A 22,349-nucleotide genomic window follows, 5' to 3' on the forward strand; every position below is an offset into this window, starting at 1 on the left:
CCGGCGCTACCGGCGCCGCCGGGGCCCGGCCGAGCGCGGCGGGGCCGTCCGCATGTGGTCGCGCACGGGCGTGAGCAGCCGCGCGAGCGTGCGCGCGTCGTCCTGGGGGAGCGGGTCGAACAGCATCCGGCTCACGACCTCCTCGTGGCCGGGCAGGACCCGCGCGACGAGGGTGCGCCCGGCGTCGGTGATCGTCACCGTGACGCCCCGGTCGTCGTCGGGGGTGGGGGCGCGCGTGACCAGCCCGGCCTTCTCGAGCAGGCCCACCTGGTAGGTCAGGCCGCTGCGGCTGATCACCATCGCGTCGGCCAGGTCGGTCATCCGGTGGCTCCCCGTCGGGGTCTGCTGCAGGCGCATCAGCACCTGGAACCGCACGAACGTCAGGCCGCCGTCGTCGTGCAGCTGCTGCTCGATGGCGTGGCGCAGCAGGTCCGACACCTCGATCAGCGCGAAGTACGCCCCGAGCTGCACGGGGTCGACGGCGTGTGGCGGGTCGGACACCGGGTCGCTCCTCCTTGCTTCGAATTCGAAGCGGGTCTAGCGTCGGTCGCAGCTGCTTCGAGTTCGAAGCATAGGACGACCCGAGTGAGGCTCCCTATGAAGGCAGTGCGGTTCCACGAGTACGGCGCCCCCGACGTCCTGCGCTACGAGGACGTCGAGACGCCCGTCCCCGGGGCGGGGCAGGTGCGGGTCCGCGTCGCCGGGACGTCGTTCAACCTGGTCGACGACGGCATCCGCGGCGGCTGGCTCCAGGGGCCCTTCCCGGTGACGCTGCCGCACGTCCCGGGCATCGACGTGGCCGGCACCGTGGACGCGCTGGGCGACGGGGTGGACGGGCTTGCGGTCGGCGACGAGGTCGTCGGCTTCCTGCCGATGGTGGCCGACGGGGCGTCGGCCGAGTACGTCGTCGCGCCGGCGGAGGTCCTGGTCGCCGCGCCGCGGACCGTCGCGCTGCCCGACGCCGCGGCCATGCCGATGATCGGGCTCACCGCCTGGCAGGCGCTCGTCGACGACGCGAAGCTCACCACCGGGCAGCGCATGCTGGTCAACGGCGCGAGCGGCGGCGTCGGGGGCTACGCCGTGCAGCTCGCGAAGCACGCCGGCGCGTACGTCGTCGCCACCGGCAGCCCGCGCAGCACCGAGCACCTGCGGGCCCTGGGTGCGGACGAGGTCGTCGACCACACGAGCGCCGACGTGCTGACGGCGGTGGGCGAGCCCGTCGACGTGCTGCTCAACCTCGCCTCGATCACCCCGGAGCGGCTGGCGGCGCTGGTGGGTCTCGTGCGCGACGGCGGCGTCGTGGTCAACACGGTGCCCGCGACGCCCGCGCCCGCCGACGAGGCCCGCGGGGTGCGGGCGGTCGACGTGTTCGTGCGCAGCGACGCCGAGCAGCTCGCGCGGCTGGTGGCGCTGGTCGACGCGGGGGAGCTGCGCATCGACGTCACGCGCCGGGTGCCGCTGTCCGAGCTGGCGACCGTGCACGCGGAGGCGACGGCGGGCACGCTGCGCGGGAAGGTCGTCGTCGTCCCGGAGGCGTGAGCGGGCAGACTGTCGCCGTGTTCCGGAGCCGGGCGGCGGGCGGTGTGGTGGTCGATCCGCACGGACGTGTCGTGGTCGTCCGTCAACGGGGCGGCACGTGGTCACTGCCCAAGGGCCACCTCGAGGACGGCGAGGACGTGCTCGACGCGGCCCGCCGCGAGATCCACGAGGAGTGCGGGCTCGCCGACCTCGAGCTGGTGCGCGAGCTCGGCTCGATCACCCGGTGGGCCGTCCGCGGCGGGCTCCCGGAGCGCAAGACGATCACGCTGTTCCTCTTCCGGGGACCCGAGGCCGTGCTGCGTCCCCACGACCCGGCCAACCCCGAGGCCCGGTGGGTCGAGCGGGACGCGGTCGCGGGGATGCTCACCCACCCCGCCGACGGGCGCTTCTTCCGCCGGCAGGTGCTGCCGGTCCTGGACCGCGCCTGAGCGCTCGCCGCCGGCGGCGCACCTGACGGGCGGGGTTCATCCCCCGCGGGTGGGGACGCGCCGGGTGCCCGGCGGCTACGACGGTCGTGTGTGCCTGCTCATCCTCCTGCTGGTCCTCGGACCGCGCGCCCTCATCGTCGTCTGGTGGCTCCTGGCCCCCCTGCAGTGGGCCGTCGCCTTCGGCGGCGGGATCGTGCTGCCGATCCTCGGTTTCCTGTTCCTGCCGTGGACGACGCTGGTCTACGTGCTGGTCGCCCCCGGCGGCGTCGTCGGCCTCGACTGGCTGTGGCTGGTGCTGGCGGTGCTGGTCGACATCTCCGCCCACGCCGGTGCCTACGGCCGCCGGCGGCGGGCGGTGGCGTGATCCCGCTTCCCGCCCAAGATTTCTCCGGCGGCATGTCGAATCCGCGTCGATCCCGATCGTCGCCAGGGTGAGGGGGCGGCACCGGGCCGCGCCCCGCACCGAAGGAGACGTGCCGTGCACTACCTGCTGGGTGTCCGCATCGACGAGAACGACCTGCCCTACTCCGACGAGGAGATGGCGGCCTCCTTCGCGCGGGTGGGCGCCGTCAACGACCAGATGAAGGCGGCGGGGATCTGGGTGTTCGGCGGCGGCCTGCAACCCTCCGACAGCGCCACGGTCGTCCGCGTCGAGCACGGCCGCACCGAGATGACCGACGGCCCGTTCGCGGAGACCAAGGAGCAGCTCGGCGGGTTCTACGTTATCGAGGTCGACGACCTCGACGCCGCCCTGGCCTGGTCGGAGAGGCTGGCCGAGGCCTGCCGGGTGCCGATCGAGGTCCGTCCCTTCGAGGGCATCGCCTGACCGGTGGCCATGGACCTCGCCGACGTCCACCGCGCCGAGTACGGCCGCTGCGTCGCGACCCTGACCCGCCTCCTCGGCGACATCGGGCTCGCCGAGGAGGCCGTCCAGGACGCGTTCGCGGTCGCGATGGAGAAGTGGGACACCCCGCCGGACAACCCCGGGGCCTGGATCGTCACCACGGCCCGCCGCCGGGCGATCGACCGCCTGCGCCGCGAGTCGACCCGCGAGGCCCGGCACGCCGAGGCGCTGCTGCTGCACCGACGCGACGACGAGGAGGTGGGCCCGGTGCGCGACGACCAGCTGCGGATGGTCTTCACCTGCTGCCACCCCGCGCTCTCCCCCCAGGCGCAGACCGCGCTGACCCTGCGCGTGCTCGGCGGGCTGGAGGTCCCCGAGATCGCCCGGGCCTACGTCGTGCCCGAGGCGACGATCTCGCAGCGCATCGTGCGGGCCAAGAAGAAGATCCGCGACGCCGGCATCCCGTACCGGGTGCCCGACGCCTCGGAGCTGCCCGACCGGCTGCCGCCGGTGCTCACCGTGCTGTACCTGGTGTTCAACGAGGGCTACACGGCGACCGCGGGCACGCTGCTGCGCACCGACCTGTCGGCCGAGGCGGTGCGCCTGGCCCGTTCGCTCGCCGAGCTCATGCCCGACGAGCCCGAGGTGCTCGGCCTGCTCGCGCTGATGCTGCTCGTCGAGGCCCGCCGCGGCGCCCGGGTCGGGGCGGACGGCGAGCTGGTGACCCTCGCCGACCAGGACCGCGACCTGTGGGACCGGGAGCTCATCGCCGAGGGCCACGCGATCGTGCGGCGCTGCCTGCGGCGCGGCCGCCCCGGGCCGTACCAGATCCAGGCCGCGATCAACGCCGTGCACACCGACGGCGCGGCCACCGACTGGCACCAGGTCCTGGCCCTCTACGACCAGCTCCTGACACTCACCCCGACGCCCATCGTCGCGCTCAACCGTGCCGTCGCCGTCGCCGAGGTGCAGGGGCCGGAGACCGCGCTCGCGGCGATCGAGGACCTCGACATCCCGGGCTACCACCTGCTGCCGGCCACCCGGGCCGACCTGCTCGCCCGGGCGGGACGGGTCGAGGAGGCCCGTGCGGCCTACGACGAGGCGATCGCCCTGGCCGGCAACGACACCGAGCGCGCCTTCCTCGCGGGCCGCCGCGAGCGCCTCGGGTGAGTCAGCGGGCCGCCCGCAGGCGCAGGGCGGAGACCCCGAAGAACACCCCGCCCAGCGCGGCGTAGCCGGCGAGCCCGAGGACGGTCGGGCGGTCACCCGCGGCCTGCAGGACGAACGCGGTCCCGGCGACGGCGGAGAGCGCACCGCTGGCGATCATGGCGCCGCGGCCGCCGAGCCCGCGCCGCCGCAGCGCGACCACGAGCTGGACCAGACCCGCCAGGACCGCCCAGGCGCCCCAGACCCGCAGCACCGCGGGGACGCCCGACGTCACCGCGACGGCGAGCCCGCCCGCGGCGGCCAGCCCGACCACGACGTCCACCCACAGCGCCGACCGGCGCGCCGCCGAGGCCCGGGCGTCGACGACCGCGGCCCCGACGTCGACCAGGGGGTAGAGCACGAGCAGGACCGCGGCCACGGCGCCCAGGGGCGACGCGGTCAGGGCGAGCGCGACCGCCCAGGCGACGGCGAACGAGGCCCGGGCGAGGTGGAGCCGGCGCAGCGCCGGGGCAGCGGGGCCGCCGTCGGGGGTGGCGGCGGGTCGGGTGGCGGTGGTCATCGGGGTGCCCCTCGGTAACAGAAAGACCGTTCTCTCTTGTCGCTCCGCAGGTTGCCTCGGACGCCGGTGTTCGAGCAAGACCGATCGTTCTTTCTGCTAGCGTGGACACGTGACGACGGCGACGCGGTCCGGGGCCCGGGAGCGGCTGCTGGCGACGGCCGGCGGTCTGTTCTACCGCGAGGGGATCAGGGCGGTCGGGGTCGAGCGCATCCTCGCCGAGACGCCGTCGACGCGGGCGACGTTCTACCGGCACTTCCCGTCGAAGGAGGACCTCGTCCTCGCGTACCTGCGCGGCGTCGACGAGCACACCCGCGCCGCCGTGGCGGCCGCCGTCGAGGGCGCGCCGTCCCCGGCCGACGCGCTGCGCGCCGTCGGCGCCGTCGTCACCGACGACCTGGCCGACCCCGCCTTCCGCGGCTGCGCGTTCCTCAAGGCGGCCGCCGAGTACCCCGATCCCGCCGATCCCGTGCGCCGGCTCGTCCTCGACCACCGGGCCTGGTACGTGGCCACGCTGACCGAACTGTTCGCCGAGGTGTTCGGCGGCTCTCCGCGGCGGGGCCGTCCCGAGGACGCGGCGCGGCACCTCGCGATGATGCGCGATGGCGCCATGACCGGCGCCGACCTCGACGGGGCCGGCGAGGTGGGCGAGGCCTTCCGCCGGGGGCTCGAGGGCCTCCTGACGATGCTGCACTGATTCGGGGGCCCGCACCGACCCCAGGCGGGTGCGAGGCCGACGGCAGCATCCGCGCCGGCCTCGACCCGGACGACGTCCTGCTGCTCATGGGCGCGGTGTGGCGCGTCCCGGCGGGGGCCGAGGGGGCCCACCAGGCCGAGCGGCTGCTCGACCTGGTGGTGGAGGGCCTCCGGGCGTGACCGCGCTCAGGCGTCGAGGGCGCCCGCCCGCTCGACGAGCTGCTTGATCGACGCGAGCGTCTCGTCGATGCCGCCCTGGATGCTGCCGTCGGTGTCCTCGGTGACGCGCTCGGTGTGGATGTGGACCTCGACCTCGCTGCGGTCGTCGCCGACCGCCCGGACGTCGAGGTACCCGTGGTAGCCGTTCTCGCCCTCCGAGCCCCAGGCGAGGTGGCGGCTGTCGTCGGTGACCTCGAACCACGCCCGGCCCTCCACCTGCGAGCCGTCGGGCAGCGCGGCGGTGGTGCGGACCTCGTTGCCCTCGCCGGGCTCGGCCGAGGTCATGCGCGCGAAGTACGTCGGGAGGTTGTGCACGTCGGAGAGGAAGGCGAACAGGACGTCGTCGGCGGCGTCGACGGTGGTGGTGCCCGTGAAATCGGCCATGGCACGGGGTTGGCCGCTCGCCCGGCGCTCAACCGCCCGACCGGTCGCTAGAGCAGCGCTTCGACGTCGGGGGCGATGTCCTCGGGCGGCACCGGCGGTTCGTACCGCCGCACGACGCGCCCCTCGCGGTCGACGAGGAACTTCGTGAAGTTCCACGCGACCTCGTCCGCCGCCGCGTCGGGCCGCAACCGGGAGATCGCGTCGTAGAACCCGCCGTAGGCCGGGCCGAAGTCACCCGGTGCCTCGGCGCGCAGGAACCCGAACAGCGGCGTGGCCTCCGGCCCGTTGACGTCGACCTTCGCGAGGACCGGGAACGTGACGTCGTAGGTGGTGCGGCAGAACTCCTGGATCTCCGCGTCCGTACCCGGCTCCTGCTCCATGAACTGGTTGCTGGGGAAGCCGAGCACCGTCAGGCCCCGCTCGTGGAACCGGCGGTGCAGGGCCTCGAGGCCCTCGTACTGCGGCGTGAGCCCGCACCTGCTCGCCACGTTCACGATGAGCAGCACCCGCCCGGCGTACTGCCAGAGCGGCGTCGCGGTGCCCGCGGCGTCCGGGACGGTGAAGTCGTGGACGGTGGTCATGCCCTCGTTCTACGCCCCGCGGATCATGCGGCGTCGTCGCGGGTGTCGACCGCCACGTCCACCGGCAGGGGCCAGACGAGCGCGCCGCTCGCGAGGAGGCCCTCCCGGTGCCGGCGGTGGTGGTGGCCGCAGAACAGGAGCTCGCCGCCGCCCGGGACGTGGGCGACGAACGCGGCACGGGCCACGCAGCGGTCGCAGCGCTGCGGGGTGGTGAGCGGAGCGGTGATCGGGCTGGTCATGGTGCTCGCCTCGTCTCGGGTGTCGGTGAGGGGTCGAGCGTGGGCCACGCCGCCACCGGCGGGCAGGGTGTCGGCCCCCGGGGTGGGAGGGGCCGGCCCCCCTGTTCGCGCAGGGCGAGCAGAAGTCGGATGCGCCCGCGCCCCGACCCACGGCATCGTCCTGGGCACGACGACGGCGGGAGGGGGATCGGGGTGATGCGGCTGCGCGCACGCCGGCACACGCCGCGACCGAAGATCGACGACCACGTGCGGGCCCTGCGCTCGCGGCTCCACACCTCCCCGGACGCCACGCCGGAGGACCGCCGCATCGCCCGCCTCGAGCTCGAGGCGCTCCTCGACGCCCTCGACCGCCCCGGCCGCGAGGGGTACGAGGGGACCGCCGAGGTCCTGTCCCGCGTCCTCGTCGACGCCGGCGCGCCGACCGCCGCGCTGGCGCGCGAGCACGCCGAGCGGTTCGGCGAGCTGCTGCCCACGGTGCTGCTGGCCGACCTCGCCCGCTGGTACGTCGCCGCCGTGACGGGCCCGGTGACGGGCTCGCGCGCCGTCGCGGACCGGGTCGCCGTCGGGCTGGCCGAGGCGTTCCGCGACGGCGACGGGACGACGCGCGCCGTGATCGCGACGGGGTTCCTCGAGACGCTCCCGCGGCCGGGCGAGCTCGGCGGCGAGGTCGGCGCGCGTCTGCCGCGCCGTCTCGGGCGGGAGCTGGCGGCGATGCGGCGGGGGTGACCTCGGCCGCGGGACCGGCGGCCCACGGATCGGGACCTTCGGTCCTGCCCCGGACCGGCCCGCCGCCCCACCGTCGTCGCTGGGTGCACCGCGGGGCCACGGTCGGCGTGGAGGAGAAACGCCGTCCCCCCTCGCGGTGGACCGGCCCGGGGCCGGGGCGCCCCACGCGGAGCCCACGACCGCGCGAGGTCGACGCCGTGGGTCTGCGTGCACGCGCCGGTGGGCGGTGCGTGGCGCCGAGACCCGCTCGGACGGTGTCCTGCACGCTGGGTCGCCCAGGGCCGCGGGTCGCCGGACGCCGGCCCCGATCCGCCCGGTGCGGCGCGGGGCCGGCGTCCGGCCGCACGGGGTCCGCGGAGATCCGCGGGATCGTCGGGACGAGTGGTGACGGCCGACCCCGGCCGTCCCTATCGTTCCCCCATGGCCGAGTCCACCAGCGACGCGCGGGGACCGGCGGCGACGACCGACCGCTCGTCCGGACCGCCGACCCTGGTCCTGCGCCTGCTGAGCCTGACGACCTACGTCGGCCTGATCGGCTTCGTGGTCGCCGAGATCGTCCAGATCGCGCAGCGGGGCACCGACGGGCTGGTCGCCGCGTCGCTGACCAACGCGCTCGTGTGGGTGGTCGGGGTCAACGCGCTGATCATCGGCTCCGGCCACCTCGTCATGCCCGACCCGATCGCGGACTCCATCGGCTGGCCGCGCGGGAGCCCGTTCCAGTGGGAGGTCGGCCTGACGGGCCTGGCCCTCGGGGTGCTCGGCGTGCTGTCGCCGGCGTTCGACGGCGACTTCGCGCTCGCCGTCGTCATCGCCTTCTCGATCTTCTACCTCGGGGCGGCGGTCGGGCACGTGCGCGCGATGGTGCGCGAGCACAACGTCTCGCCGGGCAACACCGGCTTCATCTTCTGGTTCGACGTCCTCGCCCCGCTCGGGGTGATCGCGCTCTACGTCGCCTCGTGAGGGCTACCCTCGATCCCGTGACGGCGTTCGGCGGCATCTTCCGTTCCCCGAAGCTCGAGGGCGTCGAGGAGTCCGACGACAGCGGCGAGCGCGCCCGTCTCGTCGGGCTCGACCTCGAGAGCGGCGTGGTGCGCGTCCGCCCGGCGCGGCGGCCCGCTCCCGACGAGCCGTCCGAGCCGGCCGAGGACTAGGCGCGCCGCGCGTAGGCGTCGATGAAGCAGTAGACGCCGTACGCGGCCGTGCCGCCGGCGATGAGCACGATCCCGACGACCCCGACCGGGCCGTGGTCGATCAGCCGCAGGGCCTGGGTCAGGCCGCCGGACCGGCGGGCGTCGTCGGTGACCGCGGCCGCGCCGAAGAACAGCCCGACGGCGCCGACGAGGACGGCCCGGGCGAGGTTGCCGTAGCTGCCGCACGCGACCGCGACGCGCCGCCAGGCGGGGGTGAGGTGCCCGTGGTGCAGGTCGCCGAGGAAGGTGGCCCGCACGCCCGTGTAGACCATGGCGGCGGCCATCACGAGGGCGACCAGCGAGACGGCGGCGACGAGCAGACGGCCCTCCGGGAGCCCGAGCATCGTCGTGACGAGGGTCCGGGTGCCGTTCTGCGGCGGGGCCGGCGGCGGTCCCGGCGGCGGCGTCCGCAGGGGGCCGACGGCGGGCGGGAACGCCAGGGTGGCGACCGAGAGCATCGCGATGGCCTTGGCGGCCGCGCCGACCCGCTTGCGGAACCGCTCGCCCCCGCCCGTCCAGCGGAAGCCCCAGCAGGCGGCGCGGATCTGCCAGACGGCGAAGGCGACGAGGCAGACGACGGCCACCCCGAGCAGGGCCGCCCCCGCCGGTCCGATCCCCGCCACCACCGCGATCGCCGCGTCCTGGTCGGCCCGCACCCCGCGGGCGCCCCACAGCAGCCGCGCGGCCAGACCGGCGAGGAGCAGGTGCAGCACCCCGTAGGCGACGAGCCCGGCGCGGCCGAGGACCTCGACGCCGAGGGCGCCGGCGCCGCCGCCGCGGCGGGTCGCCCAGGCCCAGAGCCGGCGGGCGACCGGCGCGGTCGCCGGGGCGGGCTCGGCCGCCGCCGGCGGGCTGGTCACCGGCTCCGGGACCGGCGTCGGCGTCACAGGGCGTGCCGGGGCGGCGGGGGCCGCCGGGAGCCGCGTCACCACGCGCCGGCGCGGCAGGCGTGGGCGGGGCAGCGTGGGCTCGGGCATGACACTCCGGGCGTGGGCACGGCGGGCCGGTCGGGCCGGCGGCGCCCTCGCGGTCGCCGCGAGCAGCGTCGCACGCGGGGCCGAGTCCGGCCGTGCGACCGGGCTGAGCCGTTGCTGAAGATCGCGCTCAGCCCGCGAGGGCGAGGGCGAGGCGGGCGAAGCCCTCGTCGAGGTCGACCCGCGGCCGGTAACCGAGGTCGCGGCGGGCCGCGGAGATGTCGAAACAGTGCGTCGTCGCCAGCTGCCGGGCGAGGAAGCGCGTCATCGGCGGCTCGCCCAGGTCGACGACGCGGCCCAGCACCCGCCAGGTCGCCTCGACCGCGGCGCCCGCGGCCACGGCCACGGGACGCGGCACGGTCGCGTCGACGGGGCCGAGGCCGCCGGCGGCGAGGATGCCGTTGATCAGCTCCCGCACCGGCCGCGGGTCGCCGGAGGTCACGAAGTACGGCCGCCCGGCGCACGCCGCGCCGGGGGCGAGGCGGTCGACGGCGTCGAGGTGGGCGGCCGCGGCGTCGTCGACGTACGTCGTGTCGATCACCGCGGACCCGTCGCCGACGAGGCGCAGCGTGCCCGCCCGGGCCCGGGCGAGGATGCGGGGGACGAGCTGGGTGTCGCCCGGTCCCCAGACGAGGTGGGGCCGCAGCGCGGTGGTCGCGAGATCCGGCCCGTCCGCGGCCAGCACCAGGCGCTCGGCCTCGGCCTTCGTGCGCGGGTAGGCGGAGTCGTGGTGCTCGGCGTAGGGCAGGGACTCGTCGCCGCCGGCGATGTCGCCGCCGCGGTGCACCACGCTCGGCGTGCTGGTGAACACGAACCGCCCCACGCCGGCCTCGCGGCAGGCCGCGAGCAGCGTGCGGGTGCCGGTGACGTTGCTGTGGTGGAACTCCGCGTCGCTGCCCCACAGCCCGGCCTTCGCCGCCACGTGCACGACGACGTCCTGGCCCGTGACCGCCGCGGTCGCCGCGTCCGGGTCCGCGAGGTCCCCGCGCAGCGCCCGCACGCCCTTCGCCGCGAGGGCGGGGTAGTCGCCGCGGGCGAGGCTGGTGACCTCGTCGCCGCGGGCGAGCAGGGCGTCGACGACGGCACCGCCGAGGAACCCGCCGCCGCCGGTGACCAGCGCCTTCACCGCACGGCTCCCTGCGTCGCCGCCCACCGGCCCAGCGCCTCGCGGTCGATCTTCGAGTTGTGCCGCGGGTCGACCGGCAGGCGCGGGTGCGCGAGCACGGTGGTGATCGTGCGCGTCCGGGCGTCGGTGGCGGCGTGCTCGACGAGCTCCGCGCGCAGGTCGTCGGTGAGCCGGGTGCGGTCGGCGAGCTCGACCACGATCACCGGCTCGCGCCCGACCCCGACCAGCGCGCTGCGCCGGACCGCCGGGTGCCGGTTGACGACCTCCTCGCACGGCACGCTGTAGAGCGGCCCGTCCTCGGTGGCGACGACGTGCGCGACGCGCCCGGCGAACCACAGCCGCCCGTCGGCGTCGACCGCGGCGAGGTCGCCCATGCGGTGCGCGGGGACGCCGTCCCAGTCGACCGTCGCGGCCGCGGTGGCGTCGGGGCGGTCGGCGTAGCGCGGGCTGACCACCGGGCCGCGGACCACCACCTCGCCGACCTCCCCGTCCGGGACGTCGAGCTCCGGGGTCAGCGCGCCGATCGGCCCGTCGACCACCCGGACCAGCGTCACGTCGACCCCGGGCACGGGGCGCCCGACGCAGATGCCGTCGTCGGGCAGCGCGAGCAGCTCGTCGCTGCCGATCGTGGTGACCGGCAGGGCCTCGGTCGCGCCGTAGGGGGTGTGCACCTGGGCCCCGGCCCCCAGCAGGGCGAGCACCCGGCGCTGGACGTCGCGGGGGACCGGTGCGCCGGCGGAGATCACCCGGCGCAGGTCGGGAAGGATCGTGCCCCGCGGCGCGCCGCGCCCGAGGCGGTCGAGCACCGCGGGCGAGCCGAACATGACCGTCGCCCGCGTGCGGCGCGCGGCCCGCACCAGCCGGGCGGGCACGACGCGCGCCGGCCGGGTCGGGTCCATCCGGGGCACGACGGTGGTCATGCCGAGCGCGGGGCCGAACAGCGCGAACGGCGGGAACGTGGCCAGGCTGACGTCCCCGGGCACCAGCCCGTAGAGGTCGCGGACGAGCGCGGCCTGCGCGAGCAGCCCCTCGTCGTCGTGCTCGACGCCCTTGGGCGGGCCCGTGCTGCCGCTGGTGAAGACGATCGCGGCGGGGCAGCCGGCGGGCCGCTCGACGGGGTCCGCCGGACCGTACCGCCGGCCCGCGCGCTCGACGCGGCGCAGCGATGTCGTGCCGGGCACCGGACCGATCCCGACCGCCAGGCGCGCGCCAGGGCACCAGCCCAGCGCCCGCCGGGCCAGGTGCGCCTGCGCGGTGCCGACGAAGACCTCGGGGGCGGCCTGCTCGAGGCAGCGCCCCACGCGGCGCAGGCCGATGCCGGGGTCGACGACGACGGGCACGGCCCGGACCCGCACCAGCGCGTAGGCGACGACGAAGAAGTCGTCGGACGGCGGGACCAGCAGGGCGACGCGGGTGCCGGGGCCGACGCCCGCACTGCGCAGCCCGGCCGCCACGTCGTTGACCCGCCGCTCGAGGGTGCCGAAGGTGACCTCGTGGGTGGCCCGGTCGGCGAGCAGCGGCTCGAGCCACGACCGGCCCGCGGTGGGCAGCACGAGCGCCGGGGCGTCGGGCCGCGCCCGCGCGTGCTCGGCGAGCCACCCGTCGAGGGCGGTCGGAGGCGCCGTGCGGGCCGTCACCGGCGGTCCAGGAACGTGCCGACCCGGTCGACGATGGCCGGCGTCGCGTCCTCCAGGACGTAGTGGCCGGCGTGCGGGTAGCGGTGCACCTCGGCGTGGGGGAGGTGGTGCTCGACGTGGGCGAGGATGTCAGCGTCGAACACCGGGTCCTTCATGCCCCAGTGCACCTGGACCGGTAGCGCGTCGAGCGCGGGCAGACGCTCGGCCAGGCGCGCGAGCACCGGGTGGGCGGGGTCGCCGGGCCCGAGCGGGATGTCCTGGACGAAGGCGTTGACCGCCACGCGGTGCTCGGGGCGGTCGTAGGGCGCGAGCAGGCCGCGGCGTGCCTCGGCCGGCAGCCACGCCCGTCCGGTGCCCAGCACCAGCGCCCCGAGCGAGAACGCCCCGAGACGCCGCACGAGCACATCCCCGACCACGGGCAGCCGCGCCGCGCGCAGCATCCACGGCAGGCCGTGGTCGGGCGGCAGCGGAAACGCGCCGGTGTTCATGACGACGACGTCGCGCACCCGGTCGAGGTGGTCCGCGGCCCAGGCGAGGCCGATCGGCCCGCCCCAGTCGTGGACGACGAGCGACACCGGCTCGCGCAGGTCCAGCGCGTCGACGAACGCGGTCAGGTCGGCCACCCGCCGCGCCAGGGTGTGCGGGTAGGTGTCCTCCGCCGGCTTGTCCGACAGGCCCATGCCGATGTGGTCGGGGGCGATCACGCGCCGCCCGCGCAGGGGGAGGGCCTGCAGCAGGCTGCGGTAGTAGAACGACCAGGTCGGGTTGCCGTGGACGAGCAGGACCGGCGGGGCGTCGCGCTCGCCCTCGTCGACGTAGGACATGCGGTGCCCGCCGACGTCGAGCGCGTGCGGGGCGAAGGGGTAGCCCTCGAGCGCCGTCGCGGTGCTCACCAGCGCACCTCCGCGGCGGCGGCGTTGATGCCGCTGCCCACGCCCATGAGCATCACCGAGGAGCCCTCGGTGACCGTGCCGTCCTCGACGGCCTTGCTCAGCACCGTCGGGACCCCGGCCGGGCCGATGTTGCCGAAGTGCGGGTAGAGCGAGGGGAACCGGTCGCGGTCGAGCCCGAACTGGTCGGCGACAGCCTGGGTGTGGACCTTGCTGACCTGGTGCAGGCAGTAGGCGTCGAAGGAGGTCGGGTCCCAGTCGAAGGCCGCGACGGCCTCCTTCCACACCCGCCCGGCCAGCTCCATGCCGGCCATCAGCAGGCCCTTGCTGTCGGTGCGCATCTCGTCGCCCTGCCCGACGCACAGCCCGGCGTTGCCGACCGTGCTCGCGCGGCCGAGCCCGCCGAGGTAGCGGTGCCCGCCCGGCCCGTCGGCGCGCGACAGGACCATGGCGACCGCGCCGGAGCCGACGGTCAGCGTGGCGAACTGCTCGTGGAACATCTGCCGGGTCGCCGCGTCCGAGGCCAGCCGGGCGACCGTGCCCTCGGTGGCCGCGCGGCTCGTCTCGCCGGCGACGACGAGGCCGTGGTCGATCTCGCCGTGGGAGATCATCGCCGACACGGCGTTCATGCCGTCGAGGAATCCGAGGCACGCGTTCCCGACGTCGAAGTTCACCGCCTCGGGGGGCAGACCCATCCGGCCGTGGACGATGCTCGCCGTCGACGGTTCGAGGTGGTCCCGGCTCACCGAGGTGTTGATCAGCGCGCCGATCTCCGAGCGCGGGACGCCGCTGCGCTCCAGTGCCGCCTCCCCGGCCTCGGCGGCGACCTCGCTGGGCATCGTGCCCGCGTTCCACACCCGTCGCTCGCGGATGCCGGAGAGCCGCTCGAGCAGCCCGGGAGCGATCCGCAGCCGGGCGAACATGGCCCCGAGCTGCTCCTCGAGCTCCCCGGAGGTCACCACGTGCGGCGCGTCGACGTGCGCCAGCCCCGTGATCACCACGTCGTCGTACCGTCGCGCTGCCCTCATGGGATCGAGCGTGCGTGGTCCTCGGGGCGGGTGCAGGGAGCCGCTCGAGCGGCCCTCCTGCGTTACCGTGGGTTCTAGGAACAGGGGTAACGCGAACACGCTGTCCGAATGCGACCGAACGGCGCAGGCGATGATCAGCATTCGCACGCACCGTGCCCCGGGAATCGGTGATCGACGAAAGTACGCCGTTCCCCGTCGTTACCGACGGGGACGATCTGCGATCCATCCGACAATCGCCGGGCGGTCCGATCGGTCGCGACCGACCGATCCGGGAACTAGTTCCCCCGACGGTTGCCGGTGCGCGCGGATCGGTGCCGACACTGGGGGGTCATGGAGGACGACGACGTCACCGCCTGGGCGCCGACGGGCGAGCACCTGGTGTGGCACCAGGAGCTGATCTGTCCCGGCACGCCCTGCCGCGGCCGCGTCCGGCGCTTCCCGCCCGGGGAGCTCATCGACCGCGGGCGTCGCGAGCGCCGCCGTTGCCCGGTGTGCGGGACGGCCACCACCGTGTCGGCGTTCTACCTCGTCCGCCGCGACACCCCGGGACGCCCGGCAAGCTGACTGAACCAGCGCTCACCCGGTCGGCCGATGGTCTGATCGAGGACCGGGCGGAAGCGTACGGAACGTGACCGATGCGCCGACCCGGACGTCCGAGGTGACCCGCCCCGAGGTCCACCCCAGCGTGGAGCAGATCGTGGGCGCGCTGTCCGCGGCGGGCGACCGCGTGGTGCTGCGCCACCCCGACGGCGAGACGACCGGCGCGGAGCTCCTGGCCGCGATCCACCGCTACGCCCGCGCCCTGGCCGGCCTCGGGATCGGCACGGGAGACCTCGTCGCCCAGTACGCGCCGAACCGCCCCGACGCGCTCGCCGTCCGGTACGCGACGCACCTCGTCGACGCCGGCGCCGTGTTCCTGTCCGCGCCGCCCGGGGCCGGGCGCCGCGCCCGCCAGCTCGAGCAGATCGACCCCCGGCTGGTCGTGGTGTTCCCGCAGACCGCGCACCAGCTCCCGGAGACGACGGCGCCGGTCGTCGCCGTCGGGCCGGTCCCCGGGGTGCCGATGCGCCTCGACGAGCTCGCCGCCACGCAGTCGCCGGAGCCCTTCGCCTCGCGGTCGCGGCTCGGCGACCTGGGGACGGTGGTGTCCTCGGGCGGCACCGTCGGCATCCCGAAGGCGAGCGTGCGCGACATCGCGGCCTGGGCCGCGGCCGTCGCCACCCCGCCGCGCCCGGAACGCCGCCAGCTGGCGTCGGGCGCGGTGGCCTACCTGACCCAGATCCTCGTCGCCCAGACCATCATCGGTGGCGGGGTCGTGGTGCTGCGCGACGACTCCGAGCCCGCCGCCCTGCTCGAGCAGATCGAGGCCGAGCGGATCACCGACCTGTTCCTCGTCGAACCCCAGCTCCTCGCGCTCGTCGACCACCCCGACGTCGCGCGGCGCGACCTCTCGACGCTGCGCACGCTGACGCACATCGGGGCCTCGGCCCCGCCCGCGCTGCGCCGCCGCGCCCACGCCCGGCTGGGCCCGGTCCTGCAGCACACCTACGGCGCGAGCGAGATGGGCATCGTCAGCGCGCTGCGGCCCGACGAGTACGACCCGTCCGCCCCGGAACGGGCCACCAGCGCCGGTCGGGTGGTCCCCGGCGTCGAGGTCCGTTTCCGCCGCGAGGACGGCGCCCTCGACCCCGAGTACGGCAGCATCGAGGTCCGCTCGCCGGCCATGGCCCACGGCTACCGCAACCGTCCCGAGGAGCAGGCCGCGCACTTCGTCGACGGCTGGTACCGCACCGGCGACCTCGGCCGTCTCGGCGCCGACGGCCACCTGCACATCCTCGGTCGCGCGGCCGACTGCGCCGTCGTCGACGGCCGCCTGGTGACCCCCACCGGCATCGAGGACACCCTGATGCGGCTGCCTGCGGTGCGCTACGCCGTCGTCGTCGCCGACCTGGCTCGCGGGCGTCGTGTGGCGGCGGTGGTGCCCTGGGCGTCGGCCACGCTCGACCCGGCAGCCTGCCGCGAGGCGGTGGCCGCCGAGCACGGCACCGACGTCGCCGCGACGCTGGTGGTCGTGCCGATGGCCGAGGTCCCGCTCACCGAGCAGGGCAAGCCCGACCGCGCGGCCGTCACCGACCGCGCGGACCGCGCGGCGCTCAGGAGCTGATCGGCGGGAGCGCGACGACCTGCGCGGCGTAGGTGAGCCCGGCCCCGAAGCCGGCCAGCAGGGCGAGGTCGCCCGGCCGTGCGTCGCCGTCGGCCAGCAGGGCGTGCATCGCCAGCGGCACCGACGCGGCGGAGGTGTTCCCGGTGGTCACGACGTCGCGGGCCACGGTCACGTGCGCGGGCAGCGCGAGCGCGCGGGCGAGGGCGTCGGTGATGCGGTTGTTGGCCTGGTGGGGCACGAACGCGCCGAGGTCGTCGACGCCGACCCCGGCGGCCGCGAGGGCCTTCTCGGCGACCGGCGCGATCTGCGTGCTGGCCCACCGGAACACCGCGGGGCCCTGCATGCGCAGGCCCGGGAGCCCGTCGGGGCCGGCGTCCTCGGCGGGGGCGTGGACGATGAGGTCGGCCTGGGCGCCGTCGCTGCCCCACACCACCGGCCCGACACCGGCCTCCTCGCCCGGCCCGACCAGCACCGCGCCCGCGCCGTCGCCGAACAGGAAGGCGGTGCTGCGGTCGGTGGGGTCGAGCAGGTCTGTCATCCGCTCGACGCCGACGACGAGGACGTGCGACGACGTGCCGCCGCGCACCAGCGCGCCGGCGAGCTCGAGGGCCGTGCAGAAGCCGGAGCACGCGGCGCCGACGTCGATCGCGGCCGCGGACGTCCCGAGCCGGTCGGCGACGCGCGTGGCGACCTGCGGGCACACCGTGTCGGGCGACATGGTGGCCACCAGCACCGCGTCGACCGTCGCGACCGTGGCGCCGGCCGCGGCGAGGGCGTCGTCCGCCGCGGCGGCGGCCATGCCCACGAGGGTCTCGTCGGGGCCGGCGAAGCGGCGCGTGCGGATCCCGGAGCGGGCGAGCACCCACTCCGGGTCGACGTCACCGATCGGCGCGCAGACCTCGTCGTTCTCCACGGTGCGGCGGGGCCGGTAGGCCCCCAGCCCGAGGAGCCGGGCTCCCCGCGCGCCGGTGTGGGGGGTGGCGATCCGGTCTCGGGTCACGGGACCTCCGCGTCGGTGGGGCGCGCCGCGGTGGCGGCACGTCCCTCCACGGTGAGGGCGGGATCCGGTTACTCGGAAGTCCTACTATCTGGTACGGCGATGGCACTGGTCACAGCTGGGGTGCGGTGTACGTGCGCACCGCGTGGCCGAACCACTGGTCGCGGAACGCCGTCGCGGCAACGCTGACCGCCGCCTTCGGCACGACCACGTCGAACCCGTGGTACGCGCCGGGGAACTCCCGGAACTCCACCGGGACGCCGCCCGCGCGCAGGCCCTCGACGTAGCGCACCGTCTCGTCGCGGAACGCCTCGACGTCGCCGACGTAGGTCATCGTCGGCGGGAGGCCGGAGAGGTCGGTGGCCCGGGCGGGCGCGGCGTAGATCGGCACGTCGTCGGTCCCGTAGCGGTCGCCGAGGTAGAGCCGCCAGGCCGAACGGTTGGTGACGGCGTCCCAGATCGGGGCGTCGTTGTCGCGGGTGGAGTCGGTGTCGCCGCGGTCGTCGATCATCGGGTAGATCGGCATCTGGAACGCGACGGCGACCTCGCCACGGTCGCGGGCGTAGAGCGTCGTCGCCGCGGTCAGTCCGCCGCCCGCGCTGGGCCCGCCGACGGCGAGCTGGTCGCGGCGCACCCCCAGGCGGGCGGCGTGGTCGCGCAGCCAGAGCAGCGCGGCGTAGCAGTCGTCGAGCGCGGCCGGATAGGGCGCCTCCACGCTGAGCCGGTAGTCCGGGGTGACCACGACGGCGCCGCTGCCGAGGACCAGCGACCGGAACCCCGTGGCCTCGAACTCGCCGGCACCGGTCGCGTAGCCGCCGCCGTGGATCCACAGCAGGCCGGGGGCGTCGGGACGCGGGGTCGCCGGCCGGTAGACCAGCAGCCGCAGCCGCGACCCGTCGGGCCGGGCGACGGTCTCCTCCGTGCGCACCAGGCCGCGGGGGACGCGCCCCCGCAACCAGGTCTCGACCACCCCGGGGATGCGCTGCCCACGGCGCAGCTGCTCCTCGGTGCGCGCCGCGAGGAACCGGCCCATCAGCGCGCCACGCCTGCGCAGCTCCGGGTCGATGGCGTCCCGGGCGACTCGCATACCTTGACCTCCCACGGGCGTCCCGGCCCCACCCGTCGTGGAGAGGGATCATGAGCGACTGGATCGACCACGCCGTCTGGTGGCAGGTCTACCCGCTGGGTTTCGTCGGTGCCGAGCGGGAGGCGCTGCCGGCCGGGACGCCGCCGGTGCACCGGCTCGGGCAGCTGCAGGCGTGGCTGGACTACCTGCTCGAGCTGGGCTGTTCCGGGCTCGCGCTGGGGCCGGTGTTCGCCTCGGGCTCCCACGGCTACGACACCGTCGACCACTTCCGCGTCGACCCGCGCCTGGGCGACGACGGCGACCTCGACGCGCTGATCGGCGCGTGCCGCGAGCGGGGGATCCGGGTGCTGCTGGACGGGGTGTTCAACCACGTCGGGCGCGACTTCGAGGTCTTCCGCCGCGCCGAGGCCGGCGACCCCGACGCCCGCCGCTGGTTTCGCTGGCACGGCGACGAGCCCGAGGTGTTCGAGGGCCACGGCCTGCTGGTGGCGCTGGACCACGGCGAGCCGGCCGTGCAGGAGCACGTCGGGGCCGTGATGCGGCACTGGCTGGGCCGCGGCGTCGACGGGTGGCGGCTCGACGCGGCCTACCAGGTGCCGCACGCGTTCTGGCGGGCCGTGCTGCCCGGGGTGCGGGACGCGTTCCCGGACGCCTGGTTCGTCGGCGAGGTGATCCACGGCGACTACGCCGCGGCCGTCGCGGAGTCCGGCCTGGATTCGGTGACCCAGTACGAGCTGTGGAAGGCGATCTGGAGCGCGCTCAACGACCGCAACTTCTGGGAGCTCGCCCACGCCGTGGAGCGGCACTCGGCGATGCTCGCGTCGTTCGTGCCGCTGACCTTCCTGGGCAACCACGACGTCACGCGCATCGCGAGCAGGCTGGACCGCCCCGAGCACCTCGGTCACGCGCTGGCCGTGCTGCTGACCCTCGGCGGGGTGCCGACGGTCTACGCGGGCGACGAGCAGGCGTTCACCGGGGTCAAGGAGGAGCACGAGTTCGGCGACGACGCCGTGCGCCCGCCGTTCCCCGCGGACCCGGGTGGGCTCGCCCCGTTCGGCGCGCCCACCCGCGAGCTGCACCAGCGCCTCATCGGCCTGCGGCGCCGGCACCTGCCCGGGCTCGCCCACGCCCGCACCACCGTCGTGCACCTGACCAACACCACGATCGCCCTGCGCAGCACCGGCCCCGACGTCGCGCTGGTCACGCTGCTCTCGACCGACGACGAGCCGCAGCACTTCCCGGACGCCCTGCACGGGCCCGTCCTCACCGGCTCCCACGGGGAGGACGGGGACGACGGGGAGGACGCGCTGCTGGTCCCGCCGCACGGCTGGCGCATCCTCGGCGGTTGAGGTGTCGACGACCGCCGTGACCGCCCTGGTCCTCGACCTGGCCGGGACGTTCGCCTTCGCGCTCAACGGCGCCCTCACCGCCGTCCGCGTGGCGCGCCTCGACATCGTCGGCGTCGTCACCCTCGGCATGATCACCGCGCTCGGCGGCGGCATCCTGCGCGACGTCCTGCTCGGCGCCCTGCCACCGGCGACCTTCAGCGACTGGCGCTACCTGGTCGTCGCCGCCGTCGGCGGGCTGGTCGCCTTCGGCCTGAGCCGCCAGCTCGAGCGGCTGGCCACGCCGATCACGGTCTTCGACGCGCTGGGCCTGGGCCTGTTCGCCGTGACCGGGGCGAGCCGGGCGCTCGCCCTCGGTGCCGGCGCCGGGCAGGCCGTGCTGCTCGGCGCGCTGACCGCGGTCGGCGGCGGCACCCTGCGCGACGTGCTGGTGCGCCGCGTCCCGACGGTGCTCAGCAGCGAGCTCTACGCGATCCCGGCGCTGCTGGGCGCCGGGGTCGTCGTCGTGGCGGACCGGCTCGGGGCGGGCGCGCTCGTGCCGTCCCTGGTCGGCGCGGCGCTGTGCATCGCCGTGCGGCTGGTGGGTGTGCGGCTGCGGCTCGAGGCGCCGCACCCGCCGGGCCGTCCCGACGCGGACCCGGAATAGCCGGGATGTTGGCGTAGCTCAGATGTTGGCGTCCTGGGCGGGGGTGTCGCCCGGGCGGCCCGGGGAGCCGCCGGCGGTGTCCGCCACCGGCGGACGGGCCATCCCGAGCACGTAGGCCGTCATCGACAGCGACCCGTAGGCGTAGCCGTCGACGAGGACGTCGGTCGCGCCGGCGCCGCCGTCGGCTCCGCCGTCCGCGGCGGCGAGACCGGCGAGGTAGACGGCCGGGATGAAGTGGTCCGGCGTCGGCACCGCCAGCCCGAAGTCGCGGTGGGCGTCGAGGGTGGGGAAGTCGGCGGGCGCGGCGAGCATCCGCTCGCGGGCGTCGTCGTCGAAGCGTTGCGCCCAGTCGAAGCCCTCGTCGGGACGCTGCCAGTCCAGCCCGCCCAGGTTGTGCACGACGTTGCCGCTCGTCACGACCAGCACGCCGCGGCGCCGTAGCGCGGCGAGCTTCGCGCCCAGCTCGAGGTGGTAGTCGAAGGACTTGTAGGCGTTGATCGAGAGCTGCACGACCGGGATCGAGGCGTCCGGGAAGGCGTGCACGAGCACCGACCAGGTGCCGTGGTCGATGCCCCAGCTGTCGACGTCGGCGCCGACCCACGTCGGCTCGGCGATGTCGGCGACCTCGTCGTACAGCTCGGGCAGGCCGGGCGCCGGGTAGTCGACGGCGAAGAGCTCGTCGGGGAAGCCGTAGAAGTCGTGGATGGTGCGCGGCCGCGTCATCGACGTGACGGCCGTGGCGTTGATGTACCAGTGCGCGGACACGACGAGGATCGCCCGCGGGCGCGGCACCGCGGCGCCGAACGCGCGCCACGCCGACGTGTAGCGGTTGGTGACCAGCGCGTTCATCGGGTTGCCGTGGCCGATGAACGCCGCGGGCATCAGGGTCTGTTCTCCGGCCACGGCTGCTCCTCCTCACGCGCGTCGGGCCCTCATCGTGCCCCCGGACGCCACGGCGTGCCCCCCACCCGCCCCGGCCGTACGCTCAGCCGGTGGCCCAGGGCGTCGGTGCCGGGCTCAGCGCCCTCGTCCGACCGGCCCTGCGGCTGTGGGAGAGCATCCCGCTGCGGGTGCAGGGCCGCATCACCGTCGCGCTGCCGCTGGTCGCGGTGATCGTCTCGGCGTGCCTGGGGGTCGTCGGGAACTCCGAGCGGATCGGCATCGAGACCGACATCCAGCGCAGCTTCGAGATGAGCGCGGCGCTGGACGGCCTGACGTCGCTGATGGTCAACGCCGAGACGGGCGTGCGCGGCTACCTGCTGACCGGGCAGGACGAGTTCCTGGAACCGTTCGACCAGGCCACCCGCGAGCTGCCGGGCGCCACCGGGCGGCTGGACGCGCTCGCGGCGGACGAGTCGGAGCAGGGGCCGCGCGCCGCCTCGCTGGCCCGGCTGGCGGACGTGCGCGCGCTGGCCGACCGGCAGATGGCCGACCTGTCCTTCCAGCGCGCGTTCGTGGCGGGCGGCGGGAGCCCCGCCGACCCGGGCATCCGGGCGCACCTCGCCTACGGCAAGGACCTCATGGACCGGATCCGCGCCGAGGTCGGGGCGCTGCAGGTCCAGGAACGCCGGCTGCTGGACGACCGGATCGCGGAGATCAACGCGATCCGCGTGCGCGACTACGTGTCCGTCGCGGTGGCGCTCGTCGCCGCCCTCGCCATGCGCTTCGTCGCCTGGTACCTCTTCCGGCGCGGAATCGTGCGCCGGGTGGAGCGCCTCACCGACAACCTGCGGGCGCTGCGGGCCGGCTCGCCGGCGACCTTCCCGGCGCCGACGAAGGCCGACCAGATGGGCGAGCTCGAGCGCGAGGTCCACCTCCTGCGGGAGGAGACCGCCGCGGCCGGTCCCCGCGACGGCGACGAGCCGGTGCCGGTCCCGCGCTGAGC

The 22,349-nt window shown here is 75.8% G+C and carries 28 protein-coding genes; 15 read left to right on the plus strand and 13 right to left on the minus strand.

Annotated features, from left to right (window positions below):
• Positions 1-6 precede the first annotated feature (6 nt).
• Complete coding sequence (locus ABD994_RS18530; RefSeq protein WP_345418178.1) at positions 7-501, minus strand: MarR family winged helix-turn-helix transcriptional regulator; 495 nt, start codon at positions 499-501, stop codon at positions 7-9.
• A gap of 96 nt (positions 502-597) precedes the next feature.
• Between ABD994_RS18530 and ABD994_RS18535 the strand changes: the two genes are divergently transcribed.
• The 5 genes from ABD994_RS18535 (at position 598) to ABD994_RS18555 (ending at position 3,981) form a co-directional block, all read left to right on the plus strand.
• Complete coding sequence (locus tag ABD994_RS18535) at positions 598-1,539, plus strand: NADP-dependent oxidoreductase (RefSeq protein ID WP_345418181.1); 942 nt, start codon at positions 598-600, stop codon at positions 1,537-1,539.
• Between the two features lie 17 nt (positions 1,540-1,556).
• Positions 1,557-1,967, plus strand: coding sequence for an NUDIX domain-containing protein (locus ABD994_RS18540; protein WP_345418295.1), 411 nt, complete (start codon positions 1,557-1,559; stop codon positions 1,965-1,967).
• Between the two features lie 49 nt (positions 1,968-2,016).
• Positions 2,017-2,331: a hypothetical protein gene (locus ABD994_RS18545; RefSeq protein WP_345418184.1), complete on the plus strand. Its 315-nt coding sequence runs from the start codon at positions 2,017-2,019 to the stop codon at positions 2,329-2,331.
• Positions 2,332-2,445: 114 nt separating this feature from the next.
• Positions 2,446-2,793 carry a YciI family protein gene (locus tag ABD994_RS18550; RefSeq protein ID WP_345418186.1) on the plus strand — a complete coding sequence of 116 codons (348 nt, stop codon included), beginning with the start codon at positions 2,446-2,448 and terminating at the stop codon, positions 2,791-2,793.
• Between the two features lie 9 nt (positions 2,794-2,802).
• Complete coding sequence (locus tag ABD994_RS18555) at positions 2,803-3,981, plus strand: RNA polymerase sigma factor (RefSeq protein WP_345418297.1); 1,179 nt, start codon at positions 2,803-2,805, stop codon at positions 3,979-3,981.
• Position 3,982: 1 nt separating this feature from the next.
• Here the strand turns inward: ABD994_RS18555 and ABD994_RS18560 are convergent, their stop codons facing one another.
• Positions 3,983-4,537 (minus strand): hypothetical protein, encoded by a 555-nt coding sequence (locus tag ABD994_RS18560; RefSeq protein ID WP_345418189.1) that lies wholly within the window; start codon positions 4,535-4,537, stop codon positions 3,983-3,985.
• Between the two features lie 109 nt (positions 4,538-4,646).
• Between ABD994_RS18560 and ABD994_RS18565 the strand changes: the two genes are divergently transcribed.
• Together ABD994_RS18565 and ABD994_RS18570 are read left to right on the plus strand one after the other, a co-directional pair.
• Complete coding sequence (locus ABD994_RS18565; RefSeq protein WP_345418192.1) at positions 4,647-5,231, plus strand: TetR/AcrR family transcriptional regulator; 585 nt, start codon at positions 4,647-4,649, stop codon at positions 5,229-5,231.
• A gap of 47 nt (positions 5,232-5,278) precedes the next feature.
• Positions 5,279-5,410 (plus strand): SbtR family transcriptional regulator, encoded by a 132-nt coding sequence (locus ABD994_RS18570; RefSeq protein ID WP_345418299.1) that lies wholly within the window; start codon positions 5,279-5,281, stop codon positions 5,408-5,410.
• Between the two features lie 6 nt (positions 5,411-5,416).
• Here ABD994_RS18570 and ABD994_RS18575 read toward each other — a convergent pair whose 3' ends face one another.
• Genes ABD994_RS18575 through ABD994_RS18585 form a run of 3 tightly spaced genes read right to left on the minus strand, consistent with a single transcriptional unit; the run spans position 5,417 to position 6,653 of the window.
• Positions 5,417-5,833, minus strand: a complete 417-nt coding sequence (locus ABD994_RS18575; RefSeq protein WP_345418195.1) for an SRPBCC family protein — start codon at positions 5,831-5,833, stop codon at positions 5,417-5,419.
• Between the two features lie 47 nt (positions 5,834-5,880).
• Positions 5,881-6,414: a glutathione peroxidase gene (locus ABD994_RS18580; protein ID WP_345418198.1), complete on the minus strand. Its 534-nt coding sequence runs from the start codon at positions 6,412-6,414 to the stop codon at positions 5,881-5,883.
• Between the two features lie 23 nt (positions 6,415-6,437).
• On the minus strand, positions 6,438-6,653 hold the full coding sequence (locus ABD994_RS18585) for a DUF7455 domain-containing protein (protein ID WP_345418201.1): 216 nt from the start codon (positions 6,651-6,653) through the stop codon (positions 6,438-6,440).
• Positions 6,654-6,848: 195 nt separating this feature from the next.
• Here ABD994_RS18585 and ABD994_RS18590 point away from each other — a divergent pair, with 195 nt between their 5' ends.
• The 3 genes from ABD994_RS18590 (at position 6,849) to ABD994_RS18600 (ending at position 8,530) form a co-directional block, all read left to right on the plus strand.
• A complete protein-coding gene (locus ABD994_RS18590; RefSeq protein ID WP_345418204.1) occupies positions 6,849-7,379 on the plus strand; it encodes a hypothetical protein in 531 nt (176 codons plus the stop codon).
• Between the two features lie 420 nt (positions 7,380-7,799).
• Complete coding sequence (locus tag ABD994_RS18595; RefSeq protein WP_345418206.1) at positions 7,800-8,339, plus strand: DUF6790 family protein; 540 nt, start codon at positions 7,800-7,802, stop codon at positions 8,337-8,339.
• Positions 8,340-8,356: 17 nt separating this feature from the next.
• Complete coding sequence (locus tag ABD994_RS18600; protein ID WP_345418209.1) at positions 8,357-8,530, plus strand: hypothetical protein; 174 nt, start codon at positions 8,357-8,359, stop codon at positions 8,528-8,530.
• Here ABD994_RS18600 and ABD994_RS18605 read toward each other — a convergent pair.
• The 5 genes from ABD994_RS18605 to ABD994_RS18625 form a co-directional block, all read right to left on the minus strand.
• A complete protein-coding gene (locus ABD994_RS18605) occupies positions 8,527-9,546 on the minus strand; it encodes a DUF1206 domain-containing protein (protein WP_345418212.1) in 1,020 nt (339 codons plus the stop codon). The genes ABD994_RS18600 and ABD994_RS18605 overlap by 4 nt on opposite strands.
• Positions 9,547-9,673: 127 nt before the next feature.
• On the minus strand, positions 9,674-10,669 hold the full coding sequence (locus ABD994_RS18610; RefSeq protein ID WP_345418215.1) for an NAD-dependent epimerase/dehydratase family protein: 996 nt from the start codon (positions 10,667-10,669) through the stop codon (positions 9,674-9,676).
• Complete coding sequence (locus ABD994_RS18615; RefSeq protein WP_345418218.1) at positions 10,666-12,306, minus strand: fatty acid CoA ligase family protein; 1,641 nt, start codon at positions 12,304-12,306, stop codon at positions 10,666-10,668. Before ABD994_RS18615 ends, ABD994_RS18610 begins: the two co-directional genes overlap by 4 nt.
• Positions 12,303-13,199 carry an alpha/beta fold hydrolase gene (locus ABD994_RS18620; protein ID WP_345418221.1) on the minus strand — a complete coding sequence of 299 codons (897 nt, stop codon included), beginning with the start codon at positions 13,197-13,199 and terminating at the stop codon, positions 12,303-12,305. Before ABD994_RS18620 ends, ABD994_RS18615 begins: the two co-directional genes overlap by 4 nt.
• The gene (locus tag ABD994_RS18625) at positions 13,196-14,224 is read right to left on the minus strand and encodes a 3-oxoacyl-ACP synthase III (protein WP_345418224.1); all 1,029 of its coding nucleotides are present in this window, start codon (positions 14,222-14,224) and stop codon (positions 13,196-13,198) included. The genes ABD994_RS18620 and ABD994_RS18625 overlap by 4 nt, the downstream gene beginning before the upstream one ends.
• Positions 14,225-14,554: 330 nt before the next feature.
• On the opposite strand from ABD994_RS18625, the gene ABD994_RS18630 reads away from it, so the two are divergent.
• Positions 14,555-14,788, plus strand: a complete 234-nt coding sequence (locus ABD994_RS18630) for a hypothetical protein (protein WP_345418227.1) — start codon at positions 14,555-14,557, stop codon at positions 14,786-14,788.
• Between the two features lie 64 nt (positions 14,789-14,852).
• Positions 14,853-16,388, plus strand: coding sequence for a class I adenylate-forming enzyme family protein (locus ABD994_RS18635; RefSeq protein WP_345418230.1), 1,536 nt, complete (start codon positions 14,853-14,855; stop codon positions 16,386-16,388).
• On the opposite strand, the gene ABD994_RS18640 is transcribed toward ABD994_RS18635, so the two are convergent.
• Positions 16,378-17,388, minus strand: coding sequence for a beta-ketoacyl-ACP synthase 3 (locus ABD994_RS18640; RefSeq protein WP_345418233.1), 1,011 nt, complete (start codon positions 17,386-17,388; stop codon positions 16,378-16,380). The genes ABD994_RS18635 and ABD994_RS18640 overlap by 11 nt on opposite strands.
• A gap of 109 nt (positions 17,389-17,497) precedes the next feature.
• Positions 17,498-18,472 (minus strand): alpha/beta hydrolase, encoded by a 975-nt coding sequence (locus ABD994_RS18645; RefSeq protein WP_345418235.1) that lies wholly within the window; start codon positions 18,470-18,472, stop codon positions 17,498-17,500.
• A gap of 50 nt (positions 18,473-18,522) precedes the next feature.
• On the opposite strand from ABD994_RS18645, the gene ABD994_RS18650 reads away from it, so the two are divergent.
• On the plus strand, positions 18,523-19,821 hold the full coding sequence (locus ABD994_RS18650) for an alpha-amylase family glycosyl hydrolase (RefSeq protein ID WP_345418238.1): 1,299 nt from the start codon (positions 18,523-18,525) through the stop codon (positions 19,819-19,821).
• A 16-nt stretch (positions 19,822-19,837) separates the two neighbouring features.
• Positions 19,838-20,464, plus strand: coding sequence for a trimeric intracellular cation channel family protein (locus tag ABD994_RS18655; protein WP_345418241.1), 627 nt, complete (start codon positions 19,838-19,840; stop codon positions 20,462-20,464).
• 18 nt (positions 20,465-20,482) lie between these two features.
• Here ABD994_RS18655 and ygiD read toward each other — a convergent pair whose 3' ends face one another.
• A complete protein-coding gene (gene ygiD, locus ABD994_RS18660; protein WP_345418244.1) occupies positions 20,483-21,367 on the minus strand; it encodes a 4,5-DOPA-extradiol-dioxygenase in 885 nt (294 codons plus the stop codon).
• Between the two features lie 89 nt (positions 21,368-21,456).
• Here ygiD and ABD994_RS18665 point away from each other — a divergent pair, with 89 nt between their 5' ends.
• A complete protein-coding gene (locus tag ABD994_RS18665) occupies positions 21,457-22,347 on the plus strand; it encodes a CHASE3 domain-containing protein (protein WP_345418247.1) in 891 nt (296 codons plus the stop codon).
• Positions 22,348-22,349 lie beyond the last annotated feature (2 nt).

It is taken from the genome of Actinomycetospora chlora, from assembly GCF_039542135.1.
Lineage (GTDB): Bacteria > Actinomycetota > Actinomycetes > Mycobacteriales > Pseudonocardiaceae > Actinomycetospora > Actinomycetospora chlora.

Bases quoted from the DNA above. Each gene is read 5' to 3' on its own strand.
- ABD994_RS18630 (WP_345418227.1), top strand. From the start codon at position 14,555: ATGGAGGACGACGACGTCACCGCCTGGGCGCCGACGGGCGAGCACCTG.
- ABD994_RS18575 (WP_345418195.1), bottom strand. From the start codon at position 5,833: ATGGCCGATTTCACGGGCACCACCACCGTCGACGCCGCCGACGACGTC.
- ABD994_RS18580 (WP_345418198.1), bottom strand. From the start codon at position 6,414: ATGACCACCGTCCACGACTTCACCGTCCCGGACGCCGCGGGCACCGCG.
- ABD994_RS18590 (WP_345418204.1), top strand. From the start codon at position 6,849: ATGCGGCTGCGCGCACGCCGGCACACGCCGCGACCGAAGATCGACGAC.
- ABD994_RS18645 (WP_345418235.1), bottom strand. From the start codon at position 18,472: ATGCGAGTCGCCCGGGACGCCATCGACCCGGAGCTGCGCAGGCGTGGC.
- ABD994_RS18535 (WP_345418181.1), top strand. From the start codon at position 598: ATGAAGGCAGTGCGGTTCCACGAGTACGGCGCCCCCGACGTCCTGCGC.
- ABD994_RS18585 (WP_345418201.1), bottom strand. From the start codon at position 6,653: ATGACCAGCCCGATCACCGCTCCGCTCACCACCCCGCAGCGCTGCGAC.
- ABD994_RS18555 (WP_345418297.1), top strand. From the start codon at position 2,803: ATGGACCTCGCCGACGTCCACCGCGCCGAGTACGGCCGCTGCGTCGCG.
- ABD994_RS18605 (WP_345418212.1), bottom strand. From the start codon at position 9,546: ATGCCCGAGCCCACGCTGCCCCGCCCACGCCTGCCGCGCCGGCGCGTG.
- ABD994_RS18650 (WP_345418238.1), top strand. From the start codon at position 18,523: ATGAGCGACTGGATCGACCACGCCGTCTGGTGGCAGGTCTACCCGCTG.
- ABD994_RS18595 (WP_345418206.1), top strand. From the start codon at position 7,800: ATGGCCGAGTCCACCAGCGACGCGCGGGGACCGGCGGCGACGACCGAC.
- ABD994_RS18625 (WP_345418224.1), bottom strand. From the start codon at position 14,224: ATGAGGGCAGCGCGACGGTACGACGACGTGGTGATCACGGGGCTGGCG.
- ABD994_RS18560 (WP_345418189.1), bottom strand. From the start codon at position 4,537: ATGACCACCGCCACCCGACCCGCCGCCACCCCCGACGGCGGCCCCGCT.